Consider the following 14192-nt stretch of genomic DNA (forward strand, 5'->3'; position numbering starts at 1 on the left):
TTTAAATAGTTTTTTTAGTCATTATATCTTCAGTACCACTTATTCTTGTCCAGCGGTTTCTGAAGATTTTATTTTTGTTGGTAATTCTGAGGTTGGTTCACTTACACCAACGATTTCTTTTATTTCTACAATCTCTGGCCAACCATCATCTTCGTTCTTTTTTATAATTCCTTTTACAACTACAGGAACCATGTCATATTCTTCTCTTTGTAATGGTTTTACTTTACTGTTTAATTCTTTGGCTATATCGTCTATAACCACACCATATATAAAGTCTTTTCCTTTTATAACACCTGCATCATCAATAAGTATGAATTCACCACGAATTAAAGTGGTTTCTCCATCTGAGGATTGTGATTTTTCGTTTTTACAGGAAAAAATTAAAAGACTTAAGATGATAAGAAGAAATGATTTTTTCATTTATGTGAGTTTGTTAGTTACACTTTTATCCAACAGAACCTTCTAGAGAAATTTCTAAAAGTTTTTGAGCTTCTACAGCAAATTCCATAGGTAATTTGTTCAAAACCTCTTTACTGAAACCATTTACGATTAAAGCAATTGCTTTTTCTGTATCGATTCCTCTTTGGTTACAGTAAAATATTTGATCTTCACCAATTTTACTAGTAGTCGCTTCGTGTTCTATTTGAGCGGTTTTGTTTTTCGCTTCAATATAAGGAAACGTATGTGCTCCACATTCATTGCCCATTAACAAAGAATCACATTGAGAAAAATTTCTAGCATTTGTAGCTCTGCTATTAATTTGCACTAAACCACGATAGCTATTTTGTGATTTTCCAGCCGAGATACCTTTAGAAATAATGGTGCTTTTCGTGTTTTTTCCTAAATGAATCATTTTCGTTCCTGTATCTGCTTGCTGAAAATTATTTGTCACAGCAATAGAATAAAATTCTCCAACAGAATTATCTCCTTTTAGAACACAAGAAGGATATTTCCATGTTACAGCAGATCCTGTTTCTACCTGAGTCCATGAAATTTTAGCATTCTTTTCACATATACCACGTTTGGTAACGAAATTAAATACACCACCTTTTCCTTCAGAATTTCCTGGATACCAGTTTTGAACGGTAGAATATTTAATTTCAGCATCATCTAATGCTATTAATTCTACAACTGCTGCGTGTAATTGATTTTCATCTCTGGATGGAGCGGTACAACCTTCTAGATAACTCACATAACTTCCTTCATCAGCTACCACTAAAGTTCTTTCGAACTGACCAGTACCTGCCTGATTAATTCTGAAGTACGTAGACAATTCCATAGGACACTTAACTCCTTTAGGAATGTAGCAAAAAGATCCATCACTAAACACAGCAGAATTTAATGCCGCGTAGAAATTGTCTTTTTGTGGCACAACGGTACCAATATGTTTTTTTACAAGTTCCGGATGTTCTTGTATAGCTTCAGAAATGGAACAAAATATAATACCCTTTTCTGCAAGGGTTTCTTTAAACGTAGTAGCTACAGAAACAGAGTCCATAACGATGTCTACTGCTACTCCAGCTAATTTTTTTTGTTCGTCTAAAGAAATTCCAAGTTTTTTAAAAGTATCCAATAGTTCTGGATCTACTTCATCAAGACTATTATATTTTGGTTTTTTATTAGGAGCAGAGTAGTAGGAGATATCCTGAAAATTAGGCTTCTCGTAATTTACATTAGCCCATTCTGGTTCTTCCATTTGTTCCCAAACGCGAAAGGCTTCTAATCGCCATTCGGTCATCCACTCTGGTTCATTCTTTTTTTCTGAAATTGCACGAACAATATCCTCATTCAAACCAACAGGGAATGTATCAGATTCTATATCTGTATAAAATCCATACTCGTATTCTTTGGTCTCTAGTTCTTTTTTTAAGTCGTCTTCAGTATATGCCATCTTACGAAATCCCAAGCAATGCTTATAGGATAAATTTTAAATGTTTAAAGGGAAAAACTTTCTCCACAACCGCAAGTTCTGTTAGCGTTTGGGTTATTAAAAACGAATCCGGTTCCATTGAGTCCTCCGGAATATTCTAATGTAGTACCGATGAGATATAAAAAGCTTTTTTTGTCGACAATTATTTTAACACCATTATCCTCAAAAACTTTATCTCCTTCTTCTTGATTTTTATCAAACTTCAAGTCATATGATAAGCCGGAACATCCGCCACTTTTAACGCCTACTCGAATATAATCGGAAGAAACATCGTACCCATCATCTGTCATCAACTCTACGACTTTCTTTTTAGCTGTATCTGATACCTTAATCATACTCTTATAAATAGATTAATTCTAAATTGATTGCAAATATACTACATATGTAGGTTTTATTTACATAACCTAACATTTATCTAACATATATTAGAATAGGCAATATCTATTATAATATAAAAAAGGAGATTAAAATTCGGAAAAGCGATTGTCATTTAGGAAATCATCATCTGTAAGAGTCTTTAAAAAGGCAATAATCTGTTCTTTTTCTTCTTGACTCATTGGAATTCCTTTAATCGTATTGTCTGAGTTTTTGAAAGTAGGATCTAAGGTTTCAGAATCTACCATACCATCACTATAATGATCCAAAACATCTTGTAATGTTTTTAATCTTCCATCGTGCATGTACGGAAATGTAAGCTCTATATTTCTTAGTGTTGGTACTTTAAACTTGTAGATGTCAGACTCTAATCCTGTTACTCTTTTTCTTCCTATATCATTGTATTGTGGATCGATCGGAAGACCATTGTTTCTGTACGATTGATCAGTAAACAAAGTTCCAGCATGGCAAGAGGCACATTTAGATTTAAATAGTTCGAAACCAGCTGCCTCTTGTTCTGTAAAAACAGCACCTTCATTACGCTCGATTTTATCATACTTGGTATTTGCGGAAACCATCATAATCATAAATTGTGAGAGTGCCCGAAGGATGTTTTCAGAATTAATTTCTATATTTTCAAAAGCTAGTTCAAATAGTTGAACGTATTCTGGCTCTTCTTCAATTTTTTTGATGATACTTGAAAAGGTTTCATTCATTTCCACCTCTGCAGTTATAGGTATTATCGGTTGTAGATCTAAATGCATGGCAGCTCCATCCCAAGTAAATTCTTTCATAAACGCAAGGTTGTGCAACGGTTGTGCATTTCGTGTTCCCAATGCACCATCCACTCCATGACTTACAATATGGGTATGATGTGTGAACGCAAAATCTTGGATATGACAAAACCCGCAAGAAACAACACCATCTGAAGCTAGCCTGCCATCATAAAATAGTTTTTTACCAAGCTCAAATCCTTTTTCTGTAGGAGGATTAGAACTTAAATCATAATCAAGATCTGGAAAATTAGATGGAATTTCGAATTCTAGTTTTGGATTTTGATCAATAGGGATATATTCTCCTTTATCTGAACTACAAGAAGTAAAGAAGCATATAAAAATCCCTATTGATACAAAATATTTCATCTATCAGTTTTTTATTGAATTTCGAACATAGTTTGCACATTCGTGGCGATTTTTGGTGCGTTTTCTGGATCTACCTGAATATCACTTTTATCTTCTAATGAATGTGTATTCGTGCTATCAAATATTTTAGCAACATCAGCATTAATGTTAATTGTTGATGTATTTCCATTAACGCTAATAGGATTAATTAAGTCTAATGTTATTTCTTTATAATTATCTAGCGCTTCTCCATGGCTACCTATGTGTAAAATAAAATCACTCGCGGTTCCGCCTTGAGGAGTATATGAGCCTTCAAATTTAAGAAATTTATAACCTGCAGACCAAGACCATAACATTCCTTGTTCTTCTGCAGTAGGTATAAAATTAGCAACTCCATTTAGTGGATAATTACTTTGATCTACTCCAAAACCAAATCTGATTTTGGTGTATACTCCAGCGTCAATACTACCAAGTTCGAATTGTTTAGAAGCAGGTACTTCTTCATTAATTAAAAAGTAACTATCGGCTACTGGATAGGTAAATTCATCACCATTTTCTTTTATTAAAACAATATTACTAATGATATACTTCAATTCCGCAATAGTATAGCTTTCGTTACTTTGATTAGTATACGAAGTTGAGTTGAGTACAATGGGATTATTGTCGATAGTATTAGCAAACTCTAGATTTATAGTTCCAGCTTCTACCGTATCTGTTTCATTGTCGTCTTTACAGGCAAATACAATAGTTAAAGCCAGTAGTGCAAATACGATTTTTTTCATGTGTGAGGTTTTAATTTTAGTTTATTTATATTTTATGATAACGGCATCTTTTGCTCCTTTATTTTGCGTAATATCACCATCATTACTAGCAGAACTTCCTGCCACAACAATTTTATTATCCGATGTTTGGATGACACCTGTAGCGAATTCTTCTTCAGTTCCTCCAAGAGAGTTTTTCCAGATGACGTTTCCATTGTTATCAATTAACATAGTCCATACATCACTTTGTCCTTTGTTTTGATCTACATCAATATCATTGCTACGTGAATTTCCAGTGATTACAAAGCCTCCGGATTGTATGGGATAAATTCCTCTTCCTGTATCGAATTGGGTTCCTCCTAAAGATTTTTCCCAAATAAGATTACCATTTCCATCAATCTGAATCATCCATAAATCAGCATTTCCATTGGCATTGGTTATGTTACCATCATTACTACGAGCGTCACCGACAATAACATATTTCCCGTTTCCGTCTGAAGCAATGGCATATGCCACATCAATTTCGGTACCGCCGAATGATTTTTCCCAGATTTTTGTTCCTTCAGAATTTACTTTAACTAACCAAAAGTCATAGCTTCCCTGGCTGTTGGTAATATCAAAGTCTACACTTTCTGAAGAGCCAATCATTAGGTAGCCTCCATCTTCGGTCTGCACAGCATCATAACTACGATCATTATCGGTTCCTCCAAAATAACGTCTCCATTCTGTATTTCCTGAAGCATCTAGTTTAATACCCCAAAATTCTCCAACGCCATGTTTTTCGAAAAAAGTCTTATTATCGTTTCCATCGCCATTACTAGCGGTAACGTCTAAAAATCCTGTGATAAAATAACCACCATCATTTGTTTGGACTACCGAAAATGCACGATCAATACCAGGAAACCCAAAAGATTTCTCCCATTGTAGGTTTCCTGAAGCATCTATTTTTACGATCCAATAGTCCTGCAACCCTGCATTTTCGGTTACGTCTCCATCATTGCTTCTATTATATCCAACCAAAGCATATCCATTGTCTACTGTTTGTATAATCTTTTCTCCTCGATCATCTCCAGTACCTCCATAGGTTTTACTCCAGCTTATGGAACCATCTTCAGTAAGTTTTAATACCCAAAAATCACTATCGGTTGCGGTTTTATCTGTAATATCTCCATCTGTACTTTGGGTATATCCAAAAACGGCATATCCTCCATCGGAAGATTGAACTATAGATAGTGCTTCATCTTCCTGACTTCCTCCAAAGGTTTTAATCCAATCTACGGTTCCCTGAAAACCATCATCAGGATTAGTAGGAATTGTAGGATCAGTACCTTCATCATCACTGCTGCACCCAACGGAAATCGAAGTGATAAAAACTAAAAGGATTTTATAAAAGAACTTAGAATTACGCATTTGTTATTGTTGATTTTTATCTTTTTACTAATCGTTTAATAACTTGATTGGTATCATTAAAAAACTTTAAAAGGTACACTCCAGGATTCAAACCTGAAACATCTATTGTTTTGGTAACGGTTCCTTGACTCATCAATTGTCCTGAAACAGATATAATTTCGTAAGATGCCATTTGATCCGTATTTAAAAACACTTCTAAAGTCTGTCCAGATACTGGATTTGGATACATTTTTAAAGCCAAAATATCTTCGTCTTCATCACCAAAAACAGGAATAATATTAGCAGTTACCACTTGCTCGCTATTAGATCTTGTACAAGAACCTTCATAAATTTTTACCGAAGCAAAATCTGAATTATTACCAGAACCACTATCGTTATCATTAATAAATACTAAACGATCCATGGTACCTGTATAAAAACTTCCTACAGGAATTACATAAGTTGTAAAACCGTTACCAGAATAATTATCGTAATTGGTAACACCGTAATTCTGAGTTCCGTGAACTTTAAAATATCTACTAGAGGTTAAACTGTTATCATTTTCGAAACCTACAGCATGAATTTCTCCTTGAGAAGAACTTCTAAATTCGAATTCAATAACTGTATTGGAAGTAACCGTATAATTAAAAGGAATATATTTCCAAGTATTGTTCGTTAAAGAAAGTGTAGTTCCGCTACTATTTACGCTAAAATCTCCTGCAGCATCCTGATTAGAGAATGAATTAATCTGAAAGTCTCTAAAATCTATACTATCACAGGTTGGTGGAGGAGGATTAGTGCCATCTGAAATACTAATGGCATCAATCGCAATGTCACTCTGCCATCCTTGATTTCCACTTCCTGTTAACACACTAAAACGTAATTGCACACTGGCTTCACCAGCATACGCAGAAAGATCAACGTTTGCGGCGTTCCAGTTATTTCCTTGATCTCCATTTCTACTAAAAATTGAAGACCAACTCCCTTGATTATCTACTCGCGCTTCTACGGAAAGAGAATTAATTGCGCTACCTAACATATGGTATTGGAAATCAAGAGCTGGGGATGAAAGGTTAGTGAGATTGAGACAAGGAGAATTTAGAATTGCACTTTTATTTGGATAACCTGTTCCATTCCCAGAAGCTTCCACATAAATATAAGTATTCCCGTCCGCAGCAGTACTTGGACCAGTGCCATTAGACGGAGTTCCTCCAGAATCTCTTGTCCAATTAAGATCATCTCCAGAAGCATTTTCCCAAGCTCCAAAGCTAGATTCGAAGCTCTCTTCGAATGGGAAGCTAGTGACCACTGATGAACAATCATCTCCTCCACCATCTCCAGGCTCGCTTTTTCTTACTAAGAAAAACCCTCCTTCTATATCACTAATCACAATGTTTCCACTAGCAAAATAGGGATATACATTCCAAACGCCATTAAAAGAAGCGCTATTACTTGAAGGAAAAGTATCAAAAAATCCGACTTCATTAATATTGGTATTTCCAATATCCGAAATATCGATTACTCTAAATCCAGCTCTATAATTTGCTAAATAAAATTTGTCTCCTTTTACATATCCATTATGATCTGTAGCAGCTGTAGGTCCATTGTAGATCATATGCTGTTGAGGGTTATCTAAATCTTGAAAATCAAAAATAATGGTCCGAGTATTAAAACCTACTCCTTGTTCATCTGTTTCATCTCCTAATAAGAAGTATCGCATATCATCGGTAAACCAACCTTGATGAACATAACCGATATTTGAATATCGAATGGTAGAAATAGTTACAGGGTTGGATTTATTGGTAATATCTGCTATGACTACTTCAATTTCATTACTACCGATAAGAATTTCTCTACCAGTATAATCTGAGTCAGGACCATTGTATGTAACTACCTGAGCATCGTGAGTATATGCTCTTTGTCCTCCGGATAAAAATCCACCAGCGTTTACTGGGTTTTTAGGGTCCTGAATGTTTATAAACAGCGGTCCGCCATTGTAGGGGCCTGATCCTCTTTGTGCTCCTACAACATAGGCATATCCAGAATCCTCATTGATAACAATGTTATGAGCGTTACCAAATTCTGTATATCTACTATCTGCTGAAAAAGTAACAGGTGGATTGGAAACATTACGTAATCTGGTAAGATCAAAAACCTGCATACCATGACCAGATGCTTCACTTACTATAAAAGCATGATCGCTATAAACTTTTACATCTCTCCATAAACTGTTACCCGTTGCTGTGGGTAATTTTCCGAGGTAAACAGGATTGGTTGGGTTAGACACATCTATGAATGCTGTACCATTATTGAGACCAATAATAGCATATTCTTTAGATGTTTGAGAATCTGTCCATCCCCAACTATCATTTCCTGAACTTGCGCTCATTTGAGAAAGTGAAATTCTAGACATAAGATCATAGTCGTTACAAGGGTAAGAACCAGCAAATCCGTTGGTACAAGGCGTTTGGCTTTGGCAAATAGTGGTGAATACCACAAGGCCTAAGGCTAGGGTGAGTTTTTTCATGAGTTTGTGTAATTAGAAGTTAGTTATTCTAGTTTTTTAAAAACTAGCCATTTACACAAAATTAAACTAAAAAATCCCAAAATCGTTCCTAGCTTTCCGCACTATTTCGCTGGTTTAACCATCTTATAATCAGTATTTAATTGTATGATACTGTTTTTTGTTTTTATGAATTATTAAACCTTTTATGTTTTTTAAAATTCAACAATTAGTTTAAATTTTTGAATTAATTTATGATTAGTTTTTTAGTGATATCGTTAATTTTCACTAAATATATTCCAGGTGAATAATCTAAAGGAAGCGTAACATTTTTAGCTCTGTTAAGATTATTAATTTGATTTATTTTTAAGAATTTGTTGAGTTAGTTTTCACTTTCTCTAACAAGTATAAATCCAGAATTAATATCACTAATTACAATATTTCCACTTTCAAAAAAGGGATATACATTCCAAGCCCCACTAAAACCAGCACTGTCACTACCTAGAAAAGTATCAATAAACCCAATTTCAGCCATTGATTTTGAAGCAATTGATGATATATCAATAATTCTTATACCTGCTCTATAGTTGGCTAAGTAAAACTTATTTCCTTTTACATAGCCATTATGATCAATTGCCGGAGTTGTTCCAGAATAATTCATATGAAACTTGGGATTATCTAGGTCTTCAAAATCGAACACTACAGTTCTGGTATTAAAGCCTACTCGCTGTTCATCCAATTCATCACCTAACAAGAAAAATCTTTGATCTTCTGTAAACCATCCCTGATGTGTATATCCTATATTATCATAATTGATAGTTGATATGGTTTGTGGATTATCTTTATCAGTAATATCAGCAATAACAATTTCAATTTGATTACTTCCGATTAAAATCTCTCTTCCGGTATAATCCGTATCAGGACCACTATAAGTAACAACTTGGGCGTCATGACTATAGGCATCTCCTCCTGTAGAAATAAAACCACCTGCTGCAACTGGATTTTTAGGATCTTGGATATTCACAAAATGAGGTCCGCCATTAAAGGTTCCTGTTCCTACTCCATAAGCGAAACCACTTTGTTCATTTATTACAATATTATGAGCATTTCCAAAACCAGTGTAGGTTGTATTAGCTGTAAAAGTTTGAGGAGGATTGGTCACGTTTCTAAGGGTTGTTAGATCAAAAACTTGCATACCATGTCCAGGAGCTTCACTAACTATGAAAACATGATCTTGGTATACCTTTGCATCTCTCCATTGACTACTCTGAGTGGCCGTAGGAAGTTTTCCAAGGTATATAGGACTTTCTGGATTCGATATGTCGATAAAAGCAGTTCCATTATCTAGACACATAATAGCATACTCTTTACCAGTTGTAGCATCTGTCCATCCCCAACTATCATTTCCTGCAGAAGCACTCATTTCAGATAGTGAAATAGACGAGATGAAATCGATACCACAACTTTCATAAATACCTCCATCACTTTCATTAGAACAAGCAATAGGATCTACGGGAGTTATTGTTGGGATGTTTATATCATCGTCATTACTGCAATTAATAAACAAGAATGCTATTAAAATATTTATTACCGTGGTTGGAATATTTCTCATATTGAATTTACTAATGTTTGTTAATAAGGATGCATGTTTATATAACAGATAACTTTGAGAATACCCTAAAAAAACTGTTAAATAGAAATATGTAATCTCTTTTTTCTAAAAAATTGTCCAAAAGGTAACAAAAATTAATCATTGTTGATATAGGGGTGTTAAACGATAAAAAATCAAAAAAATGGAAATGAGAATTTTGAAAAAAGCATGGGTTTTATTTTTGATAGTCTTAAGTGTAGGGTGTTCAAAAGATGATGATATATCCATAGTTACTCCTGAAGTTACTTTATTTGAAAGAGAAGGCAAGTGGTTATGCGAATTAGGACAGACGTGTGAGAATATTTATCAATTTGAGTTCAAAAAAGACTCTAAAATATCTGTTAGTGTAGAGGATATTACTGGAAATTCTACAGTATCCTTAGATTTATCGGTAGAATTTGGGCAATTCGGAGGTCCTAATCTTTTAAATAATGGGGAGGTAAGTTATTATGGTTGTACAGATCAGAACGAAGAAATTTCGCTTACGAATATTACTATAAGCGAAACGGCCATTTATAATTTCTCGGTTGCGAGAGATTGGGGATTAAGTGCTGGACTTGAAGGAAGTTATAAAGTAACTATTATATCGGATACACCGTTTATTTATAAATCGGGAATTATTCAGAATACGGAAGCAATTAATTATGAAAGGGAATGTCTGTAATTAGATTCTTAAATGTTGAAATCCCGATTTTTCGGGATTTTTTTATGTCATACAATTTCTTTGTTGCCTACCTTTGCAGGTATGATTGAAGATAAAAATACACCAAGAACTTCTCTTGCGGAATTAGGAGAGTTTGGATTGATAGACCATTTAAGTAAGCATTTTGAAATTATCCATGAATCAACAATTCGAGGAATTGGAGATGATGCTGCAGTACTTGATTTTAAAGATAAAAAATGTGTTTTAACAACAGACTTACTTATCGAAGGAGTACATTTTGATCTTTCCTATGTTCCTCTAAAGCATTTGGGATATAAGGCGGTAATGGTAAATTTATCTGATGTGTACGCCATGAATGCTACCGCGACACAAATTACGGTTTCCATTGCTGTTTCTAATAGGTTTCCTTTAGAAGCGTTAGAAGAGTTATATGCAGGAATTCAAACGGCAGCAAAAATATATAAGATAGATGTTGTTGGCGGAGATACCACTTCATCCACAACAGGATTAATGATTAGTATTACAGCTGTGGGATATGCTAATGAGGATGATCTTGTATATCGAGATGGTGCCAAAGAAAATGATCTTTTAGTAGTTTCTGGAGATTTAGGAGCTGCGTATTTAGGATTGCAAATTTTAGAAAGAGAAAAACAAGTATATAAAGCCAACCCTAATTCTCAGCCTGATCTGGATCAGTATTCTTATTTAATTGAAAGGCAACTAAAACCTGAGGCAAGAAAAGATATTGTAGAACTTTTAAAAGCATTAGAAGTAAAACCAACCAGTATGATTGATATAAGCGATGGTTTATCTTCAGAAGTTATTCATTTGTGTACAAAATCAGAAGTTGGAGTACATTTGTATGAAGAAAAAATACCATTAGATCCAGTTGTTATATCTACGTGTGAAGAATTTAAATTGAACAGTACAACGGTTGCTCTTAGCGGAGGAGAAGATTATGAATTACTGTTTACAATAAAGCAAGAAGATTTTCCAAAGATTAAAGCAAATCCTAATCTTACAGTTATAGGTCATATAACCGATAAAAAAAGCGGAATGGGACTAATAACTAGAGCCAATGAAAAAATACAATTAACTGCGCAGGGATGGAATCCGATAAAAGAATAATTTAAGAAGCAGCTTGTAAGTTTATCTTATTTTTACTTTTAGCAATCTTTTTTTCGTGAACAGAAGCTAAGGCATCATTGATCTCTTTTAATTTTGGTGTCATAACTTCCAATCTTCCTCTACTATTGGTAGTAGCTTGTTCGCCACAATGAGAACAAGTATATTCTTTTATATGGTGCGTAACTTGTTTAGACATTACATAATTATGACCGAATAAAGCGCAATACATTTTTGATACGGAGAATGACGAACGGGGGGTATGTTTCTTCATTTTTGTGGGGGTTAAAAGTTCATAATCAATACAATAATAACATTTTTTTAGTTATTAACAATAATTTGTAAGAAAATTTTTTGTAAAAATGCTATTTTTTGACCAAAAAGTGTATTTTATAGCAACTTTGCCCCATTAAAATGTATTTCATCGATAAAATTATGATTTTCACATGGTGTTTTTTGTAAGTTGTTAAATTGTTAAGAAAAGCGGAAATAATCTATTTTTTACGGCAAGAAATCGAGTAATGATTTGATGATATCCTGTTTGTTTTCTATATATGACATATGTCCACCATTCAATACTATTAAATCTGTCTTACATAGTTCGGATTCGTTTACGCTTTGTTGATAAGATAAAACAGGATCTTTTTTTCCGCTAAAGATGATTTTATCACCTTCAAATTTATGTAATGTTTCGGTGTGGTCTTTTCTAATTTTCATTCCTTCTAAGGCAGCTATTATTCCTTGAAGAGGAGTTTTAGAAGCTTCAATTTTGATTTTTTCGATTTCATTCTTGTAGGCTTCACGGTTTTTTTCGGCAAAAAGATTTGCAATCGCCATACTGGTGTATGCATTAGGGTTTTTTTTAACAATAGCAATCGCTCGACTTCGATTTATCTTTCTTTCTTTACTGTCAGGGAATGAGGTAGAGTTTAATAATACTAACCCTGATATCTCGTCTGGAAATAAATCGAGATATGCTAAGGAAACATATCCACCCATAGAATGACCTATGAATACAGGGGTTGTATTTATAGAAATATCCAATACAGCTTTAACAGCATGAGCCATATCTTCCATTCTATGTATGTAGCCAATACAGTCTGTATTTCCATGACCTAATAAATCAATAGCAATGCAAGTATATTTTTTAGAAATATCTACAATAATTTCGTCCCACATTTTTAGATTTTCTAGAAAACCATGTAATAAAACCAAAGGCGCACCTTTCCCAGTAATGTTATAATTAATTTCAATTCCTTTATATGCTAATGTCATCTGGAAATTTTATATTTCAACTTTCATATTATTTGCAAAACAATATAAACCTAACCAAATGAGACTAAATAAAGAAACTTTTATTACTGGATTTGCTTTGTTCTCTATGTTTTTCGGAGCTGGTAATCTGATACTACCGCCAAGTCTTGGATTTAAGGCAGGAGATATGTGGTTTTGGGTAACGATAGGTTTTGTAATTTCAGCTGTGTTGCTACCCTTGCTTGGTATTTTTGCTCATGCCAGGTTGCAGGGAACAATGTTAGACTTTGGAAAAAAGGTTTCACCTACATTTAGTTTATTATATTGTTTTATAGTATATGCGATTTCCATTTCATTGCCATCACCAAGAACTGCGTCGGTTACTCATGAAATGGCGATTCAACCTTTTTTTGGATCTAGCTCTCTACTAACAAGTAGTGTTTACTTTGGTATTGTTTTATTTTTTGTATTAAATCGTTCTAAAATTCTTACTGTACTAGGTAAGTTTTTGACTCCAATTATATTTATAGTAATTCTGAGTATCATATGTATTGGAATGTTTTCTGAACATGTACCGATGAATATTTCAGATTTCGAAACACCTATTATAAAGGGATTGCTAGAAGGGTATCAAACTTTTGATGCTATTGGGGCTGTTGTTGTCGGAGGAGTGGTTATCATCTCACTTAAATTGAAAGGAAAACAAAGTTTTGAAGAGAATAGAAGATTGATTAGAGATGCAGGATTGATTGCTGGTATTGGTTTGTTTATCGTTTATGCAGGATTAATATTTAATGGAGCACTTTTTAATGGAACTTTTGAAAAAGAAATAAGTCGCACTGAATTGTTATCAGGGTTAAGTTTACAAACCTTGGGAAACATTGGAAGTACTTTTTTAAGTGTTTTAGTGTCTTTAGCATGTTTTACAACGGCAGTAGGTATTGTAACAGGGACTGCAGATTTTATTAAAGGTGTTTTTAAAGAATCTCATCAAGCATATGTAATAACTGCAGTGGTTGGTTGTGTTCTTGGAGTGGTTATGGGACAGCTTGATGTACACGATATTATTGTAGTGGCTATTCCTGCATTAATGTTTATTTATCCAATAACTATTGTATTAATCTTATTAAATGTCTTGCCAGACAAATTAGCTCCTGTAGCTGTTTTTAGATCTGTAGTTTTGGTAACCATATTATTTAGTTTACCAGATTTTTTGGCTTCGATAGGCTTCAAAGATCAGGTTCAACCAATTCTAGAAATTATTCCACTTGGTATCTATAGTCTCGCATGGTTGTTACCAGCGATAACAACTTTTATCATTAGTTCAATTTTCATCAAACTTTTGAAAGCTAAACAGTAAGTATAGTTTTTTAAGCACCAAAAGGTCTTTCCAATCTATTTTTTTATTAAATTCGCGCT

13 protein-coding genes and 1 pseudogene are annotated in these 14192 nt (G+C 33.9%); 3 read left to right on the top strand and 11 right to left on the bottom strand.

Annotated elements, in window-relative coordinates:
• Positions 1–39: 39 nt before the first annotated feature.
• The 9 genes and pseudogenes from Q1A73_RS21015 to Q1A73_RS21055 all read right to left on the bottom strand — a co-directional run bounded on the left by Q1A73_RS21015 (position 40) and on the right by Q1A73_RS21055 (position 9691).
• Positions 40–420, bottom strand: coding sequence for a hypothetical protein (locus tag Q1A73_RS21015; RefSeq protein WP_299609785.1), 381 nt, complete (start codon positions 418–420; stop codon positions 40–42).
• A 25-nt stretch (positions 421–445) separates the two neighbouring features.
• On the bottom strand, positions 446–1891 hold the full coding sequence (sufB, locus tag Q1A73_RS21020; protein WP_299609787.1) for a Fe-S cluster assembly protein SufB: 1446 nt from the start codon (positions 1889–1891) through the stop codon (positions 446–448).
• Between the two features lie 44 nt (positions 1892–1935).
• Complete coding sequence (locus Q1A73_RS21025) at positions 1936–2265, bottom strand: iron-sulfur cluster assembly accessory protein (RefSeq protein WP_299609790.1); 330 nt, start codon at positions 2263–2265, stop codon at positions 1936–1938.
• A 129-nt stretch (positions 2266–2394) separates the two neighbouring features.
• Complete coding sequence (locus tag Q1A73_RS21030) at positions 2395–3447, bottom strand: cytochrome c peroxidase (protein WP_299609792.1); 1053 nt, start codon at positions 3445–3447, stop codon at positions 2395–2397.
• 11 nt (positions 3448–3458) lie between these two features.
• On the bottom strand, positions 3459–4208 hold the full coding sequence (locus Q1A73_RS21035) for an MbnP family protein (protein ID WP_299609795.1): 750 nt from the start codon (positions 4206–4208) through the stop codon (positions 3459–3461).
• Positions 4209–4229: 21 nt separating this feature from the next.
• Positions 4230–5597 carry a hypothetical protein gene (locus Q1A73_RS21040; protein WP_299609797.1) on the bottom strand — a complete coding sequence of 456 codons (1368 nt, stop codon included), beginning with the start codon at positions 5595–5597 and terminating at the stop codon, positions 4230–4232.
• A 16-nt stretch (positions 5598–5613) separates the two neighbouring features.
• The gene (locus tag Q1A73_RS21045) at positions 5614–6885 is read right to left on the bottom strand and encodes a T9SS type A sorting domain-containing protein (RefSeq protein ID WP_299609994.1); all 1272 of its coding nucleotides are present in this window, start codon (positions 6883–6885) and stop codon (positions 5614–5616) included.
• Between the two features lie 36 nt (positions 6886–6921).
• Positions 6922–8103, bottom strand: a pseudogene (locus Q1A73_RS21050) (choice-of-anchor B family protein); the annotation flags it as partial.
• 358 nt (positions 8104–8461) lie between these two features.
• Positions 8462–9691, bottom strand: a complete 1230-nt coding sequence (locus Q1A73_RS21055; RefSeq protein ID WP_299609800.1) for a choice-of-anchor B family protein — start codon at positions 9689–9691, stop codon at positions 8462–8464.
• A 187-nt stretch (positions 9692–9878) separates the two neighbouring features.
• Between Q1A73_RS21055 and Q1A73_RS21060 the strand changes: the two genes are divergently transcribed.
• Positions 9879–10394: a hypothetical protein gene (locus Q1A73_RS21060; RefSeq protein ID WP_299609803.1), complete on the top strand. Its 516-nt coding sequence runs from the start codon at positions 9879–9881 to the stop codon at positions 10392–10394.
• Between the two features lie 81 nt (positions 10395–10475).
• On the top strand, positions 10476–11522 hold the full coding sequence (gene thiL / locus Q1A73_RS21065; protein ID WP_299609806.1) for a thiamine-phosphate kinase: 1047 nt from the start codon (positions 10476–10478) through the stop codon (positions 11520–11522).
• Position 11523: 1 nt separating this feature from the next.
• On the opposite strand, the gene Q1A73_RS21070 is transcribed toward thiL, so the two are convergent.
• Both Q1A73_RS21070 and Q1A73_RS21075 read right to left on the bottom strand, forming a co-directional pair.
• Complete coding sequence (locus Q1A73_RS21070; protein WP_299609808.1) at positions 11524–11793, bottom strand: hypothetical protein; 270 nt, start codon at positions 11791–11793, stop codon at positions 11524–11526.
• Positions 11794–12020: 227 nt separating this feature from the next.
• Positions 12021–12794, bottom strand: a complete 774-nt coding sequence (locus Q1A73_RS21075; protein WP_299609811.1) for an alpha/beta hydrolase — start codon at positions 12792–12794, stop codon at positions 12021–12023.
• A gap of 58 nt (positions 12795–12852) precedes the next feature.
• Here Q1A73_RS21075 and brnQ point away from each other — a divergent pair, with 58 nt between their 5' ends.
• Positions 12853–14133, top strand: a complete 1281-nt coding sequence (gene brnQ / locus Q1A73_RS21080; protein ID WP_299609814.1) for a branched-chain amino acid transport system II carrier protein — start codon at positions 12853–12855, stop codon at positions 14131–14133.
• Positions 14134–14192: the final 59 nt, after the last annotated feature.

This window comes from uncultured Aquimarina sp. (genome assembly GCF_947492115.1).
Taxonomy (GTDB): Bacteria; Bacteroidota; Bacteroidia; order Flavobacteriales; family Flavobacteriaceae; genus Aquimarina.